Source organism: Funiculus sociatus GB2-C1 (assembly GCF_039962115.1).
GTDB classification, from domain to species: domain Bacteria; phylum Cyanobacteriota; class Cyanobacteriia; order Cyanobacteriales; family FACHB-T130; genus Funiculus; species Funiculus sociatus.
The window spans coordinates 76,691-92,097 of the sequence record NZ_JAMPKJ010000019.1 but is presented as its reverse complement, the minus strand read 5'-3'; the positions used below and the strand labels follow the sequence as shown (position 1 = coordinate 92,097).

Sequence of the window (15,407 nt, the reverse complement as noted above, 5' to 3'; positions counted from 1 at the left end):
GTATTTCATCAGATATTCTTATGAATCAGACTGCGTGATCGCTCACCCGTTTTTTGCGAGCGCCTTTGTTTAGACCCCATATTACCTCAGCATCGACTTTTGCAAGAGGTCTATTTTACGCCAGTATTTCCCAGAAGCGATCGCGTTTTTCTTTCCAGAAACATCCGCGCAGATTGATTGGAGCCAACCACACGAGTTTCTAGATAAAGAATTCCAGCAAATTGCACCGAATGCAGAAATTGGGAAACGTTATGCCGACCAATTGGTGAAAGTTTGGCTCAAACAGGGTCAACAATTGTGGCTACTTGTACATATCGAGATCCAAGCAAAACCAGAAACTAATTTTGCCGAACGAATGCTGGTTTATCACCTGCGGATTTTCGATAGGTTTCACAGCCATGCTACGAGTTTAGCGATTTTGTGCGATCGCAATGCCAACTGGCGACCGAATCAGTATTGTTTCAGCAGCCCCGATACAGAACTGACATTTCGGTTTGGGATGGTAAAGTTGCTAGATTATGGCTCGCGCAATGCCGAACTAGAACAAAGCCGCAATCCCTTTGCTATCGTCGTGATGGCGCACATTCAAGCCCAGGAAACACAACGCGACTCGCAAGGCCGTAAGGATAGGAAATTAAGCCTGATTCGGCGGCTGTATGAGGAAGGCTACGAGCGGCGGGAGATTGTCAACCTGTTTCGCTTTGTTGATTGGGTTATGATTTTGCCCAAGGGGTTAGAAAGCGAATTTTGGCAAGAATTGAAGGTTTACGAGGAGGAAAGACGGATGCCCTACATTACCAGTGTTGAGCGAATTGGGTTTGAACGGGGGATTGAACAGGGCGCTCAACGGGAAGCCCGTTCGCTCATCCTGCGCCAACTCACCCGCAAAGTGGGAGAATTACCTCAAGGAGTGCGATCGCAGATCGATGAGTTGTCGATTACACAACTGGAGATGCTGGGAGAAGCTCTGCTGGATTTCTCCAGCCTATCTGATTTGGAAGGATGGTTGGCACAGCAGGAACAGTAGGCGATAGATTGGGCAAGACAAATCGGAGTTGCTGGGAGTCAAGTGGACAGGGGCAATTAAGAGTGCAACCCCTTTTTAATTTGCTATAGGTAACAGCACTTTGAAAGTGGAACCTTGACCTAATCTGCTAGTTACTGAAATAGAACCGCCGCAACGCAAAAGTAATTGCTGCACAATTGTTAAACCTAATCCAGCACCGACAACTTCTTCACCCCCAGCTGGGCGACCGCGATAAAAACGGTCAAAAATTTTAGGTAATTCATTGGGAGCAATGCCAATTCCGGTGTCTCGAAATTCTAGCTGCACGTATTCCCCTTGTTGTTTGGATCGTACCCAAACCTGACCGCCAGTGGGAGTAAATTTGATGCTGTTGTGTAGGAGATTAATTACTATCTGCCGTAACCATGACTCTAAACAAGAGACAATTGGAAGGTTAGTGCTGATGGTATAACCTAACTGGACGCCTTTTTCTTGGGCCAGAGGCTGATAGGTGCTGACAACGCCTGGGACAATTTCTGCTAGATGCACAGGTGGCGGATTGATTGGTATGGTGGTGCTGTCTAGCTGTACCAGTTCCATTAAACCGCTCATTAGCGAAGTCTGGCGATCGCATTCTGTATGCAACAGCCGCATATAGCGTTGGCGTTGCGCTGGTTTGAGATTCGGCGATTCTAGCAGCTTCAGGGCGGTTTTCATGTTCGTTAGCGGTGTCCGCAGTTCCAGCAGCGAATTACTCAGCAACTCGTTTTTAAACAGCAAGTCGTCAAGCAACGATTCATTTTGCCGCTGTAGGGCTGCTGTTTGTGCTGTTGTTCCCTCACTGGTGCTATTCAAGCGACGGCTCTGCTCTTGCTTTCCTTGGGTTTCTAACAGGTGGATGAGTATAGACGCGATCGCTTTGGTCTGGACAAAATCATTATCTTGTGGTAAAATCCCTAGCTTTTTGTCTAAAGAAGATAAATCTTCTTGGTTGGGAGCGATCGCGTTTCCTATCCCCTGCAAAAGCTGCTGAATCACAGGAAAGTCGAAACTGCAAATAGCTTGCAGTCGCTTTTTTTCTGTAGCGATTTGATTAATATTAAATGCCAGCAGCTCGTCGGACTCCTCAAAGGATAACCCTTGCTGAATATCGATAAGCTCCATCGATTTTCCAGGCGCTAAATCTTTGTCTGTAGGGATTGTCTGGATTTCCTGCTTGGTTCGGTGGGGACGATGAGCCAAAATCAAGCCAACAAACTTCTCAGATAAGACTAAGACAAAATACTCCCTTAAAATCGGGCTATCCGGTGCCAGATAAATTGGAATAATCCGTGATTCGGCCGGATTTTTGGGATTTGATTGAGGACTGGGAAGTGGCTTGTCCCCAGTCCCCAACTGCTTGCATAGATAAATCGTGTGCGGGACACTCATCCATTGATGATATGAATCTATCTCCTGCTGCCACACTTGACCAGGCGGCAGCTTCACCCAGATAGTAGCTGGTAGCTGTTGCTCAATCAGTGTATCCAAGAGCGCCCGTGAGAAAGACGTGAGAGTAGCAGCAGTGACGGAAAGAGGCTGAACAGCTAGCTTTAAAGCTAGCTGGTAGAGAGATCCATCTGGAGCGGGTTGCAGATTCATCCTTTATCCTTTAATTTCATCCTTGCTTCTAAGGCATCTCGTGCTTGTTCCCGATCGTCAAAGTGGATTTTTTCTGTTCCTAAAATTTGGTAATCTTCGTGACCTTTACCAGCGATGAGGATACCATCGCCAGACTCGGCATTTAAAATAGCGGTGCGAATAGCAACAGCGCGATCGCTAATTACCAGAGGTTGAACTGTTGACGGTATCCCTTCTAAAATATCTTGCAAAATCCGTTCTGGATCTTCCGTGCGCGGATTATCTGATGTAACTACCGCTAATTCTGCTAGTTGCGCCCCAATTTTACCCATTTTCGGGCGCTTCGTGCGATCGCGATCGCCCCCACAACCAAACACGCAAATCATCTTTCCGGGAATAAACGGACGGGAGGCTTTCAGCAAATTCTCCAAACTATCCGGCGTGTGAGCATAATCGACAATTACACTAATATCCTGAAGAGGACTAATTTGCACTCGCTCCATCCGTCCTGGCACCCCTGAAAATAAAGGTAGCGAGTCAGCGATAACCTGCAAATCTATGCCCAAATGCAAAACTGCTCCCACGGCGGCGAGTAAATTTTCTAAATTGTACTGACCCACCAACGGCGAATGGAAGGAAATATCACCTTTTGGCGTATGCAACATTCCGCTGATACCAGTTGGACTGTAATCTAAATCTGACATCCACAGATCGGCTGTTGTATCGTGGACGCTATAGCGCCACACTTGCTCAGAGTTTAACCCTTCAATCAACCGTTTCCCATAGGTATCGTCAGAATTTATCACCGCCCGACCTTTGAGATATTCTCGGCTAAACAGCAGAGCTTTTGCCGCAAAGTAATCTTCCATATCGCGGTGATAATCTAAATGATCCTGAGTGAGGTTGGTAAACACCGCCACCTCAAACGGACAACCATAAACTCGCCCTTGCGCCAAAGCGTGAGAACTGACTTCCATCACCCCCATCTGAGACCCTGCTGCTACTGCCGCCGCCAGTTGTTCTTGCAATTCGAGGGCGAAAGGGGTTGTGTGGGCAGCGGTTTGTTTAAAGCCATTCCAGCGAGCGTACAGTGTACCAAAAAGCGCTGCGGGTAACTGACTTTGAGTTAGGAAAAATTCTATTAAATGAGTAGTAGTGGTTTTGCCATTCGTGCCAGTAACGCCAATCAGTTTCATCTGTTGGGCTGGGTAGCCGTAGAAGGCAGCTGCTACTTGGGCGCAGGCTTGTGTCATGTCTGCGACTGGGATAATGCAGACATCCTCTGTTGGCGGTTGTTTTTCGGCAGCTTGGGGAGAGATCAGGGCAGCGACAGCACCGGATGCGATCGCGCTAGACCAAAATTCTCCCCCATCCACTCGCGTTCCCGGCATCCCAATAAACAAATCTCCCGGCTGGCAAGCATGAGAATTTGTCGTTAACCGCTTGACTTCTGATTCTAAAGCTGCATGGCTGGATGTTGGTATGCCGGGAACCGCTGCCAATAACTCTCGCAATTTCATCTTTTGTAGCTCCTCACACATTGGTCTGTGGTCGTTGGCTAATAGCTTTTCAACACTATGGCAATTAGCCATTAGCCATTAGCATTTATCTTCTTCTGGTAAATATTTCTGTAACATTTGTTCCAACTGGCGCACTGTAGCGCGGGGAGAAGGACGGGGTAACTGTTCTTCTACTTGTTCTGTACGCTCTTGGCGCACCCTAAACAGGACTGGAATTTCATATTGGAACGTTTGGAACCAGTCCTCGCGGGTAGTAATATCTCTAATCTCCAGTTCTAAACTGGGGTTTGAAATTTTTAAGAGCTTTTCTTGCAAACCCTCGCACAAGTGGCAACCCGGCTTGCTGTATAGTATTAACCGCATTCTGGTTCTCTCTCAAATTCGATCAACCACTGGAAGTTATGCAAATTTGACATTGATATTCCCATTTCCCGCTAGGGATATGTGTATTTATAGGTTAAAATCATCATTAGTTAAAAATTATCAAGAAACAAGTAGAAACTTACCATGACCTATAGCACCAAAGCTAATGTCAGCATCTCTTCTTTTGACCTAGACGAACTGAACCAAAGGTTTGATAAAGCTCATCCCAGAGAGATCCTGGCATGGTGCGTCAACAATATCTCCACTGGACTGGTACAAACCAGCGCCTTTAATATTGATGACTTGGTAATGACAGATATTCTCTACCGTGACCTGAAACCAGCAAACCCAGTTCCGGTCTTGTTTTTAGACACGCTGTACCACTTCCCCCAAACCTTGGAACTCGTGGCACGAGCAAAAGAACTTTACAATTTAAACCTGAAAACTTACAAGATTCTAGAGGTAGATTCCCGCGAAGCTTTTGCAGAACGTTATGGTGAAGCACTGTGGGATAAAGATATTACCCAATTCCACCACCTCACCAAAATCGAACCTTTACAACGCGGTCTATCGGAATTAAACACCGTCGCTTGGATTACCGGCCGTCGCCGCGACCAAGCTGCAACTCGCGCTGATATGCCTGTGTTGGAACTGGATTCTCAGCAACGCCTGAAAGTAAATCCTCTAGCCAGCTGGACGCGGAAGCAAAGCTGGGCTTATGCGGCTGAGTATAAAATGATTTACAATCCCTTGCATGACCAAGGATATCCCAGCATCGGCGACGAACCGATTACCACCCAAGTAGCCGAAGGTGAAGACGAACGTGCTGGTCGCTGGCGCGGTATGGGTAAAACCGAGTGCGGGATTCACATTTAAAATAAGGACTGGGGGCTGGGGACTGGGGACTAGGTAAGAAAGAGTTTTCCCCAATTCCCAATCCCCAATTCCCAATTACCAATTCCCAATCCCCAAATGATTAAAATCCTCCACCTATCCGATATCCATATGGGGAGTGGCTTTACCCACGGGCGGACTAATCCAGAAACAGGGTTAAATACACGGTTGGAGGATTTTGTCAATACTTTATCTAGATGTATTGACAGCGCGATCGCTCTCCCCGTCGATTTAGTTCTGTTCGGTGGCGATGCCTTTCCCGATGCCACACCGCCGCCCTACGTGCAGGAAGCTTTTGCCACTCAGTTTCGCCGCTTAGTTGATGCCCAGATTCCCACAGTTTTGTTAGTAGGGAATCATGACCAGCATTCCCAAGGTCAGGGAGGCGCGAGTCTGTGCATTTATCGGACACTGGGAGTTCCAGGTTTTATAGTTGGCGACACAATTAAAACCCACCGTATTGAAACTAAAAGCGGCCCAGTCCAAGTTATGACCCTTCCTTGGCTGACCCGTTCCACCCTGCTGACACGCCCAGAAACGGAAGACCTTTCCCTCTCCGAAGTCAACGAATTATTAATTAAGCGTCTAGAACCTCGTCTGGAAGGAGAAATCCGACGGCTAGACCCAGAAGTGCCAACGGTTCTCTTGGCGCACCTGATGGCAGACCGCGCTAATTTAGGCGCGGAGCGCTTCTTAGCTGTCGGCAAAGGTTTCACTCTCCCCTTGTCGTTGCTAACTCGTCCCTGCTTTGACTACGTTGCCTTGGGACACGTCCACAAACACCAAAATCTTAATAAATCTAACGATCCGCCAGTCGTTTACCCAGGTAGCATTGAGCGGGTAGATTTCAGCGAAGAAAAAGAAGACAAAGGCTACGTGATGCTTCAGCTAGAACGAGGTAAGGCGCAGTGGGAATTTTGCCCTCTGAGTGTGCGTAGTTTTATCACCATTGAAGTAGATGTGTCTGATGCAACTGAACCGCAAGCAGCTATATTAAAAGCGATCGCAAAGAAAAATATCCACGAAGCCGTAGTGCGGCTAATTTATAAACTGCGTTCCGAACAGCTGGATTTGATTGATAATGCTACGCTACACAGCTCCTTAAGTGAAGCTCACAGCTACACAATTCAAGCTGAATTGGTAAGTCAGCTGGCGCGTCCTCGCTTACCGGAACTTGGTTCAAGTGCCAGCATCGACCCAATGGAAGCACTGAGGACTTATTTAGCTAATCGAGAAGACCTCAAGGACATCGCCGCGCAGATGCTGGAGGAAGCTGAAAAGTTACTCGCCGCTGAGGAAGAGGTTTGGTTGGAGTCAGTTGCATCATCAAAGGAAGATAATAATCAGCCAAGTCCGATGGCGGTGGGGAATGCAGATAATCAGCTGAATTTGCTCTAGAAGTTAGGCGCAAAGGCACCGAAATCAATCAGGGGTGGGGTGGACTTTGTTTGTGGTGCATCGGCTATGCGAGGGTGTAGGCTACAAAAGCTTGGATGCACCCGTTTCTATATTTCCTACTTTAGATTAAGCAAAAGCTAGCAATGTAGTTGGTTCGGGTGTTAGCCGTTGGGCTAATTCTGCTAAAAATTGGATGGCAAGAGGTTCTAATTGTCTTTTTTCAATTGATTCCAAAATGCCGTCAAAAGGATTAGTATCAACCAGAGAATCGCCTAACATAATGCCTATCGGTTCTCTATGCCCACCTGGTATCTCTCCTCGCAGCAGCGGCTTATTCCTTTTATACTCCAACTCATTAATAAACCAGGCAACGTCACTTTTATCAATTGGCTCGTCTTTGGTTCCAGCAATTGTATCTTTATCAAAAGAAATTAGTGCGGTTAGATTAAATAAACCACTATTTCCGATCAAGTCTTGAGTTTCTTTTTTAGTTGGGCGTACACCAATCCCCCAAGAGTCTAATAAAGGTGCTAAACCTGGAATCGGCACAGCATCTTTGGTGTCGGAAATATCGGGTGCAATTAATAAAGAAGGTTCATCAATTATGCTTTTTTTACCTTGCGCGATCGCTTGTCCTGAATATGCTTCTAGCAAAGCGATATATTTGCAACCCAAGCTATGACCAACCCAAAAATGTTTTAATGTTTCTGGATAGCCTAGTGCCTGCCGAATTCTATCTCTTTCATCGAGCAATCCTTTAGCAATTTCTCCGTGATTTAAACCAAACTGAAAAGGTACAGCAATGATGGTATAACCTGCCTCAAATAAAGTTCGCAAGAAATACCGATAAGAAAAAGTTGGTAGAGTACCGTATAAAGCTCCGCCAATAAATTGAATAACACCAATTGGATTTGGATTTTCTGCAACCCAACTATAGGAAATCGGTTTAAATTGTATACTCATGTTTTCTAATTTTGTAATGCTGTTTTGGGAAAAGTGAAACCCAAGCTATAGTTGTAGTCCGGATTGAGTGATAGTGAAACTAAACAAACTTTTAATATGGTCAGGTTTAGTTTTCTAATGCTATTGGCTCTAGTCCCTTAAAACCTCTCCCCTAATAGGGTAGGGACTTTTAATTTCCTCTTCTCTATTAAAGAAAAGAGCTAAGTTGTTAGGTTTTAAGGGCTTCGCCAAAAGTATCCGTCGTCTCAAGTAAACCTACTGTTAAAGCTCATTAATAAGCTTTAACAAAATTCCCTACTCTATGTCAATCATCCGAGTTAGGCTTCTCTTTTTCTAGCTTAAAAAGAGAGTTCCCATTAGCGGTAGGCAAAGTGTAGACGATTTGATCGAGCTGAGGGTCTTCAACTGTTAAATCTTTAAAGAATGTCCCTCGGTGTTCAGGTGTTAACAGAAGCCTTGCAGATTTAGCTTCGGAAAGCGAAGACATAAAGATTTCCACATAACCACGAACTTCAAAGTCCGCAGTATCCAGTAGACTTTTCCCTCCTTTGTCAGTCTTCAAAATATCGGGCTGCAAAATGAACAAACCCGTGTCATTAGCAGGAAGCTTTACGGTGAATCTTGCCTTATTGTCGGCTATATCTGGAATGAGATCGCCCGGAATATTTTCCCCAGTTACATCCAGAAAAACGAAAGTTTTTCCAATATCTACAAACGGCGTAACCGATGTAAACACCAGAGACACTATGACAGTTGAGCTTGTCGTATTGGCAAGTGTTAGGAAATAACCTTGAATGGCTGTACGCCTCAGTTTGGCGAAGGACTCTGGTGGAGGTGGAACCAGATTTGTTGGCAATTGTGACTTAACTAAAAGTTCAAAGGTTGAAACTAGCATGAAGTGTTACTTAGGGTTAGTTTTCTGTTTATTTACTAAGATGAAACTTTTATCTGTGTGTCTGGAACATTTTCCATTGCTCGTGAACATTTCTGAAATTTCAGATTTGTTTCACCGCTTCATCTTGGCAAGTTCTCTTTAGTTCTAACTTTTGGTTTAAGGTAATTAGCAGTCGCTTTTTCTGGTGAAACACACCTTAGGTAGCTTAGTTGAGTGTCACTCAAATGTGCGACTTGCGCTTTCCTGAACTTATGTATATCAATTCAAGGCTTGGCTGCGTTACATCTGTAAGGACATGGCAATTCCATGTCCCTAGCAAGGTCGAGGGAAGGTCAGAATTGCCATATACTCCACTCAACTGAGAAACGCTATATATCAAGTCTGATTAAGATATTTGCCTGTCGGACAACCGCAATTTCCGCACTTTGTAGAAAATGCGGTTACATACAAAAAAAATGTATTTACTGATGCAGACAGACGCGACGCGAGATAGTATGGAGTGTGTAAAATTTAAGTTTTCATGTCTAAACTTCTACCTACACTCGTCTTAGTTGCAGCTAGTCTACTGCTTGGGGATGCAGGACAAATCAACCCAGCAGCAGCCGGAACCTGTGCTGATAAATGTCCGCCGCCGCCGATTCAGTTCATACCGGGACAACGCATTACCTTTGAGGTGGTTAATCTAACATCAAGTTTGGTTCAGATGCAGAGGGTGTTGGAGACTGACCCAATTCCTCTTAATCCCGGACAAGCGGTATCTTTTGCTAGGGGAGGTAGTACCGACCCAAATTTATCAGTTTTGTTGTGGGATGCGACTGGTTTGCCATTGCGGGTGAACATTGGGAAACCGAATGCGAGAACTTTGCGGATAGAAGTGCGTCCCGGTGGTCGTCCTCCAGGCGATCGCACAGTTTATCTTAAAGACGACGGCCGGGTTGCGGTTTTTTAGCTCAAAGCTGATAGGATGGCCACAGCCGGATTGCTTAAATTAAGACACCTGTGCAAGACCGACCATCATCAGATCCATCCTCTCGTTCTCACCGATTGCCTAATCATCGGTGGCAGATATTTCCCAGCATTGAAGCACAAGCTCAACATCTGGCGCAAGCAACGGGACTTTCACCTTTGTTGGGTCAGGTGTTGATCAATCGGGGTATGGAAACGTACCAAGAGGTGCAAGCATTTCTGGAACCAGAATCGCAGGTTTTGCCTTCACCATTGGAGGATTTTCCAGATTTAGCAATTAGTGTGGAATTGTTGAAAGATGCGATCGCATCCAGTGAAAAAATTGCTATCTGTGGTGACTACGATGCTGATGGCATGACTAGCACTGCTTTGTTACTCAGGGCGCTGCGGTGGTTAGGCGCACAGGTAGATTATGCCATTCCTAGCCGCATGAGTGAAGGCTATGGCATTAATCGGCGAATTGTAGAAGAATTTCACCGAGAAGGTGTTGGGTTAATTTTAACTGTAGATAATGGCATTTCAGCGTTTGATCCTATTGATAGAGCGCGACAACTGGGTGTAAAAGTCATTGTCACCGACCATCACGATATCCCAGAAAAACTGCCGCCAGCTGATGCCATTCTTAACCCGAAACTAATTGCTGAATCTTCACCTTATCGGGGTGTTGCTGGTGTTGGAGTTGCCTATATTTTGGCAGTAACGCTTGCTCAACAACTGGGTCAAGCTAAAGGCTTAGTAAAGCCACTTTTAGAACTATTTACTCTAGGAACCATTGCCGACTTAGCGCCTTTAACTGGTGTTAATCGTCGCTGGGTAAAGCGAGGTTTGCAACAGTTGCCGCATTCGCAACTAGCAGGGGTTCAAGCATTGATTCAAATGTCTGGGGTACAGCAAGGAACGGAAAACAGTGAACCAGAAAATCCAAAATCTGATCCTCTCCTAAAAAAGGGAGGATTCCAAAATGCAAAATCCCTAAAGCCGGAGGATATTGGTTTTCGCCTTGGCCCCCGAATTAACGCTGTAGGGCGCATTGCTGACCCCCTAACCGTAATTGAGTTGCTGACAACTGATGATATGGGGGTGGCGCTGGAAAGGGCGATGCAGTGCGAACAAATTAACAAACTTCGTCAGCAACTATGCGAGGAAATTGAACAAGAAGCTGTTGCTTATGTAGAGACATTCCATGCAAGTTCTCTAAAGCAAGATCGGGTTTTGGTTGTCGTTCAACCAGATTGGCATCATGGCGTGATTGGAATTGTTGCTTCCAGATTAGTTGAACGCTACGGCGTTCCGGTGTTTATCGGGACTTATGAGGATGAGCAACACATTCGGGGTTCAGCGCGGGGAATTCCTGAATTTCATGTGTTTGAAGCTTTGCAGTATTGTCAAGATTTATTGGGGAAATTTGGCGGACACAAGGCAGCAGGCGGCTTTTCTATGCCAGCGGAGAATTTAGAAGCATTTCGAGAACGCTTGTGCATTTTTGCTAACCAATGCCTCAAACCCGAACATTTAAAGCCATTGCTGAAGATTGATGCCCAGGCTAGCCTGGAGCAAATTAATCTCAGTTTATATCAGCAGATGGATAGTCTTCACCCCTGCGGTATCGAAAACTCCGACCCGATTTTCTGGACTCCTAATGTTCGAGTTGTGGAGCAAAAAATTGTGGGGAAAGGTCACGTTAAACTGACCGTGTTGCAGGATAACCCAGTTTACAAAATTAAAGCGATCGCGTGGCGTTGGGGCGATTACTTTCCTTTGCCGCCGCGAGTCGATATCGCCTACAAATTGAAAGAAAATTTCTGGAATGGCAACACTACAATTGAGCTGGAATTAGTAGGTGTCCGACTTCCCAAAATCTCCTCACTGGCTTCGCCGCAGCCTCAAGCCGAATTTTACTACAACCAACGTCATTACACCTGTAGTCTGAACGAGTCTTTAAAAGAGTTAAAAATTAAAAATAATCAAGGTAAAGTTCTAGCTATTCAGCAAGGACAAAGAACCGGGCTTTTAGGGACAACAGCCGCAGATTCCGCCCAAGTTGATGTTACTGAACCGAGGTATTTTCACCTAATTAAGGCTGCTCTCAAAGCTTTGAACCTACCCGGAAGAAGTACATAACTTATCTAAAAAGTCAAGACCTTTAAACGCAAAGGCTCGCTAAGAGACTCACAAAGGGGCGCAAAGTTTTAATTACCCTCTGCGTACCTTTGCGCTTCCCTTAGCGAGCCTTTGCGTTTAAGATTCACTTTGATTACAAACGCTGGGAATTTAGAGGTCGCCGTTGCGAAATGCCAGCACGAAAATGACCGCTGGGCCAGCAAGCATGATTAGTGCCACAAAGGTGAGCTGAGCAATTACTTCCCAGTTGAGGTTGCCTAAAGAGCTGAAAAATTCCATGTTTCCTGCCTTTGATGAGGGTATTTACTACGTATAGATTTAACTGGCAAAGCTGGAAATTTTGCCATCTAATCTTACCTAGCGATCGCTCCTTTATTAAAGCAAGTTTACAAAAGTATAATAAACGACAGGAATTGCGGGTAGCCGTCTTGAACAGCTACTAACGAAAAACCGTTAAGCTCAAGAAACGAGAACTTTTTGAAAGATTTTGAACAATGGCGACTTGGGGCTGTGTTAAGCAATGTGGAGCCTGCTGTCATCTTGACCCAGCAGACCGACCAGACTTGGATGAGTATCTTACCCCAGATGAGTTACAGCTTTATCTGAGCATGGTGGGTGAAGGGGGATGGTGCGTGAATTTTGACCATGCGGCGCGAGAATGCCGGATCTATGCAGACCGTCCTCGCTTCTGTCGGGTGCAGTCAGATGTTTTTGAGGATTTGTATGGTGTTGAACCAGAGGAGTTGAACGACTTTGCAATTGAATGTTGTCGCGAGCAGATTGAAGGGGTTTATGGCGATCGCTCTTTAGAAATGATCCGCTTTAACAGTGAAGTTGGCTTCTGAGAAGGCTTTGTAATTTAAAAAGCTTGATATTTCGACACACATCTGAGAAAATGAAAAGAATATGAAAACTATGCAGCCTTAAGCAGAACTAAAGAGTGAAACTATCTACATTGCCTCCCAGCTTGCCTACTTTAGAGCGTCCTATTGAACCAGCGAAATCTGCACAAATGCGCCAGTCTTACCAGAAGCCAGCAGCATCTAAGCTGGAAGGTTTACCCTGGAAAGCGTTCAGTTCGACGTTCTTGACAATCTTTTTGGCAGAAATGGGAGACAAAACCCAGATAGCAACTCTGCTGATGAGTGCGGAATCTCAGTCACCTGGGCTGGTTTTTGCAGGTGCAGCAGCGGCACTCATCGCTACAAGTTTACTAGGGGTATTGTTGGGGCGTGCTCTGGCAACCAAGTTCTCGCCGAAAACCCTAGATACGGCAGCTGGAGTTTGTTTGCTGTGCGTTTCTGCGATGCTGTGCTGGGATGTAGTGCATTTTTAAAGCTTTTTCGTTTCCAGGCAGCTCCTGGGAATGTTAATAGTGAGGCTGGTTTTCACTGGTGTAGTTGGATTAATTATTGAAGCAGGCACCTCCAAAACAGCGTTATTAGGCTGAGCCTGGTAATGAGGATAAATTAAACAATAAGAAATACTTATGGATTGGCACCTTTTAGGAATTAGTTTTATTACGGTATTTTTGGCAGAGATAGGAGATAAGAGCCAATTTGCAGCGATCGCGCTCTCTGGCAGTTCCAAATCTCCCCGCGCTGTATTTTTTGGGACAGTCACAGCACTGCTGTTGGCTAGTTTACTGGGAGTTCTGGCAGGAGAAGGGGTATCGGTGCTGTTTCCGGCGCGGATGTTGAAAGCGATCGCGGCAATTGGATTTGCCTTGATTGCTGTGCGCCTGCTGTGGCCTAATGCCAATTCGTCAGAAGAATCGGAAGAGGCACTATAACATTTGCCATTTTCTTAAACCCGCCTCCGTGGGCTTGATTTGTGTAGCTCCATTTAGTCTTTTGGGCGCTTTTTCTTACGGGAAAACATAGGGAAGACTTAATATAGAGTCATCCGTTGATTGCTTCCCATTATGAGCTATTGCCTCAATCCAACTTGCCCAAATCCCCAGAATCCTACTGATACAAAGTTTTGTATCACTTGTGGCACCAAATTGCTGCTCAAAGAGCGCTACCGTGCTATCAAACCCATTGGACAGGGAGGCTTTGGCAGAACTTTTTTGGCAGTGGATGAAGACAAACCCTCAAAACCGCCCTGCGTTATTAAGCAATTTTATCCCCAAGCCCAAGGCACCAGCACCGTTCAAAAGGCAGTTGAGTTATTTAATCAAGAAGCGGTGCGACTGGATGAACTAGGCAAACATCCCCAGATTCCAGAACTGCTGGCATATTTTACCCAAGACGATCGGCAGTATTTGGTGCAAGAATTTATCGACGGGCAAAATTTAGCCGAAGAACTATCAAAGGTCGGTGCATTTAATGAAACTCAGATTCTCCAATTGTTAAACGATCTATTACCTGTGCTGCAATTTGTGCACAATCATCAGGTAATTCATCGGGATATTAAGCCAGAAAATATTATTAGGAGAAGCCGAGACACACGTCTGGTTATTGTCGATTTTGGCGCTTCTAAATTTGCCACAGGTGCCGCTCTACTGAAAACCGGAACCAGCATTGGCAGCCCCGAATATGTAGCACCAGAACAAGCTAGAGGCAAAGCTACTTTTGTCAGCGATATTTATAGTTTAGGAGTCACCTGCATTCATTTATTAACCCAGATGTCTCCATTTGACTTATATGATATCAACGAAGATGCCTGGGTGTGGCGACAATTCTTAACTTTTAAAGTCAGCGGTTTTTTAGGTAAAATTCTAGACAAAATGCTGCAAACTGCTGTCAGTCGGCGCTATCAATCAGCAGCAGAAGTGCTTAAAGACTTGAATCAAGAGCAGAAGCAAGCAACGACACCAACAGTTGCGACACCTGCAAAGCCTGTTCATCAATCACCGCCAGCGACAACACCCGTTGTTAAAACCTCAGCTAGCAAGTCTAACAGCCTAGTTGATGATGAATTGGCAGAGATGCGATCGCAGTTTCTGGAAGCTGGCACGTCTAAAAATGAAAATCAAAAATCTACTCCCCAAAAAGCCCCATCCTCTAATCCTGCACAATCAAAAAGCCAAGTTGATCTGGAATTGGAAGAATTAAAATCTCAGTTTTTAGGCTCTCCAAAACCCAAAAAACCGCCAACTGAGACTTAGCAAAGTTATATTTTGTAGGGTAGACTATACTTACTATAAAAAATTAACCTTTAGAGGTTATAATACCCTTTCTTAAGCTTTCCGATAAAAATGAACTTGAAAAATTATCATTGCCAATGGATTGCATCTATAGCGCTTTTAGCAGGTTTAACCCTTTCTAGTTGCACTCAAGAAGCTAACGTACCTGTAACTAATAATTCTCCCAACTCACCTACTTCTGAAACTACTTCGCCTTCTCCTTCGGTAGATGGAAATACAGCTTCCCCTAGTCCATCTGATAAAGCCACATCTGAAAAATTAGGTGTATCGCCTCAAGCAAATAATTGTCCAAGTAATGCGCCGATTAAGGGAAGAAATACTAAAAAACGAGGTAAAGTCTACACTGGGCCAAAGGCGAAAAATTACGACAAAATCAAGCCCGATATCTGTTTTCCAAGCAGGAAAATAGCGGAGCAAGCTGGCTACAAATCTCCCAAAGAACTGAAGGAGAACGAAGCCAACTAAAATCAATGGAATCCCTCGCCGTTTTATTTCCTCTTGTGGATGAAG

Annotated in this window: 16 protein-coding genes; 10 read left to right on the top strand and 6 right to left on the bottom strand. The window is 45.2% G+C overall.

The genetic code is table 11. The features are described 5' to 3' along the window. Nucleotides 1-91 precede the first annotated feature (91 nt). Nucleotides 92-1,027: a DUF4351 domain-containing protein gene (locus tag NDI42_RS11600; protein WP_190451735.1), complete on the top strand. Its 936-nt coding sequence runs from the start codon at nt 92-94 to the stop codon at nt 1,025-1,027. Nucleotides 1,028-1,102: 75 nt separating this feature from the next. Here the strand turns inward: NDI42_RS11600 and NDI42_RS11595 are convergent, their stop codons facing one another. The 3 genes from NDI42_RS11595 to NDI42_RS11585 all read right to left on the bottom strand — a co-directional run bounded on the left by NDI42_RS11595 (nt 1,103) and on the right by NDI42_RS11585 (nt 4,509). Next, nucleotides 1,103-2,647 carry a DICT sensory domain-containing protein gene (locus NDI42_RS11595; protein WP_190451719.1) on the bottom strand — a complete coding sequence of 515 codons (1,545 nt, stop codon included), beginning with the start codon at nt 2,645-2,647 and terminating at the stop codon, nt 1,103-1,105. Further along, the gene (locus tag NDI42_RS11590; protein ID WP_190451718.1) at nt 2,644-4,146 is read right to left on the bottom strand and encodes a UDP-N-acetylmuramoyl-L-alanyl-D-glutamate--2,6-diaminopimelate ligase; all 1,503 of its coding nucleotides are present in this window, start codon (nt 4,144-4,146) and stop codon (nt 2,644-2,646) included. The genes NDI42_RS11595 and NDI42_RS11590 overlap by 4 nt, the downstream gene beginning before the upstream one ends. Before the next feature lie 78 nt (nt 4,147-4,224). Next, a complete protein-coding gene (locus tag NDI42_RS11585) occupies nt 4,225-4,509 on the bottom strand; it encodes a glutaredoxin family protein (RefSeq protein WP_190451716.1) in 285 nt (94 codons plus the stop codon). A 144-nt stretch (nt 4,510-4,653) separates the two neighbouring features. On the opposite strand from NDI42_RS11585, the gene cysH reads away from it, so the two are divergent. Further along, the gene (cysH, locus tag NDI42_RS11580; protein ID WP_190451715.1) at nt 4,654-5,385 is read left to right on the top strand and encodes a phosphoadenosine phosphosulfate reductase; all 732 of its coding nucleotides are present in this window, start codon (nt 4,654-4,656) and stop codon (nt 5,383-5,385) included. 96 nt (nt 5,386-5,481) lie between these two features. Continuing rightward, nucleotides 5,482-6,801, top strand: coding sequence for an exonuclease subunit SbcD (gene sbcD, locus NDI42_RS11575; RefSeq protein WP_190451713.1), 1,320 nt, complete (start codon nt 5,482-5,484; stop codon nt 6,799-6,801). A 126-nt stretch (nt 6,802-6,927) separates the two neighbouring features. Here the strand turns inward: sbcD and NDI42_RS11570 are convergent, their stop codons facing one another. Then, nucleotides 6,928-7,764: a DUF1350 family protein gene (locus NDI42_RS11570; RefSeq protein WP_190451711.1), complete on the bottom strand. Its 837-nt coding sequence runs from the start codon at nt 7,762-7,764 to the stop codon at nt 6,928-6,930. A 304-nt stretch (nt 7,765-8,068) separates the two neighbouring features. Then, nucleotides 8,069-8,659, bottom strand: coding sequence for a hypothetical protein (locus tag NDI42_RS11565; RefSeq protein ID WP_190451710.1), 591 nt, complete (start codon nt 8,657-8,659; stop codon nt 8,069-8,071). Nucleotides 8,660-9,179: 520 nt separating this feature from the next. Here NDI42_RS11565 and NDI42_RS11560 point away from each other — a divergent pair. Then, nucleotides 9,180-9,608, top strand: a complete 429-nt coding sequence (locus NDI42_RS11560) for a hypothetical protein (protein ID WP_190451708.1) — start codon at nt 9,180-9,182, stop codon at nt 9,606-9,608. A 50-nt stretch (nt 9,609-9,658) separates the two neighbouring features. Then, nucleotides 9,659-11,746, top strand: coding sequence for a single-stranded-DNA-specific exonuclease RecJ (gene recJ / locus NDI42_RS11555; protein ID WP_190451706.1), 2,088 nt, complete (start codon nt 9,659-9,661; stop codon nt 11,744-11,746). Between the two features lie 150 nt (nt 11,747-11,896). Here the strand turns inward: recJ and psb30 are convergent, their stop codons facing one another. After that, nucleotides 11,897-12,025: a photosystem II reaction center protein Ycf12/Psb30 gene (gene psb30 / locus NDI42_RS11550; protein WP_190428266.1), complete on the bottom strand. Its 129-nt coding sequence runs from the start codon at nt 12,023-12,025 to the stop codon at nt 11,897-11,899. Between the two features lie 215 nt (nt 12,026-12,240). Here psb30 and NDI42_RS11545 point away from each other — a divergent pair, with 215 nt between their 5' ends. The 5 genes from NDI42_RS11545 (at nt 12,241) to NDI42_RS11525 (ending at nt 15,362) form a co-directional block, all read left to right on the top strand. After that, nucleotides 12,241-12,591 (top strand): YkgJ family cysteine cluster protein, encoded by a 351-nt coding sequence (locus tag NDI42_RS11545; RefSeq protein ID WP_190428265.1) that lies wholly within the window; start codon nt 12,241-12,243, stop codon nt 12,589-12,591. Between the two features lie 95 nt (nt 12,592-12,686). After that, on the top strand, nt 12,687-13,082 hold the full coding sequence (locus NDI42_RS11540) for a TMEM165/GDT1 family protein (protein WP_313930702.1): 396 nt from the start codon (nt 12,687-12,689) through the stop codon (nt 13,080-13,082). Nucleotides 13,083-13,235: 153 nt separating this feature from the next. After that, complete coding sequence (locus NDI42_RS11535) at nt 13,236-13,538, top strand: TMEM165/GDT1 family protein (RefSeq protein ID WP_190451704.1); 303 nt, start codon at nt 13,236-13,238, stop codon at nt 13,536-13,538. A gap of 132 nt (nt 13,539-13,670) precedes the next feature. Beyond that, entirely contained in the window at nt 13,671-14,858 is a 1,188-nt protein-coding gene (locus NDI42_RS11530) for a serine/threonine-protein kinase (protein WP_190451702.1), read from the top strand. 90 nt (nt 14,859-14,948) lie between these two features. Next, nucleotides 14,949-15,362 (top strand): sunset domain-containing protein, encoded by a 414-nt coding sequence (locus NDI42_RS11525; RefSeq protein ID WP_190451701.1) that lies wholly within the window; start codon nt 14,949-14,951, stop codon nt 15,360-15,362. The last annotated feature ends 45 nt before the right edge of the window (nt 15,363-15,407 follow it).

Bases quoted from the DNA above. Each gene is read 5' to 3' on its own strand.
- NDI42_RS11595 (WP_190451719.1), bottom strand. From the start codon at position 2,647: ATGAATCTGCAACCCGCTCCAGATGGATCTCTCTACCAGCTAGCTTTA.
- NDI42_RS11590 (WP_190451718.1), bottom strand. From the start codon at position 4,146: ATGAAATTGCGAGAGTTATTGGCAGCGGTTCCCGGCATACCAACATCC.
- NDI42_RS11585 (WP_190451716.1), bottom strand. From the start codon at position 4,509: ATGCGGTTAATACTATACAGCAAGCCGGGTTGCCACTTGTGCGAGGGT.
- cysH (WP_190451715.1), top strand. From the start codon at position 4,654: ATGACCTATAGCACCAAAGCTAATGTCAGCATCTCTTCTTTTGACCTA.
- sbcD (WP_190451713.1), top strand. From the start codon at position 5,482: ATGATTAAAATCCTCCACCTATCCGATATCCATATGGGGAGTGGCTTT.
- NDI42_RS11570 (WP_190451711.1), bottom strand. From the start codon at position 7,764: ATGAGTATACAATTTAAACCGATTTCCTATAGTTGGGTTGCAGAAAAT.
- NDI42_RS11565 (WP_190451710.1), bottom strand. From the start codon at position 8,659: ATGCTAGTTTCAACCTTTGAACTTTTAGTTAAGTCACAATTGCCAACA.
- NDI42_RS11560 (WP_190451708.1), top strand. From the start codon at position 9,180: ATGTCTAAACTTCTACCTACACTCGTCTTAGTTGCAGCTAGTCTACTG.
- psb30 (WP_190428266.1), bottom strand. From the start codon at position 12,025: ATGGAATTTTTCAGCTCTTTAGGCAACCTCAACTGGGAAGTAATTGCT.
- NDI42_RS11545 (WP_190428265.1), top strand. From the start codon at position 12,241: ATGGCGACTTGGGGCTGTGTTAAGCAATGTGGAGCCTGCTGTCATCTT.
- NDI42_RS11535 (WP_190451704.1), top strand. From the start codon at position 13,236: ATGGATTGGCACCTTTTAGGAATTAGTTTTATTACGGTATTTTTGGCA.
- NDI42_RS11530 (WP_190451702.1), top strand. From the start codon at position 13,671: ATGAGCTATTGCCTCAATCCAACTTGCCCAAATCCCCAGAATCCTACT.
- NDI42_RS11525 (WP_190451701.1), top strand. From the start codon at position 14,949: ATGAACTTGAAAAATTATCATTGCCAATGGATTGCATCTATAGCGCTT.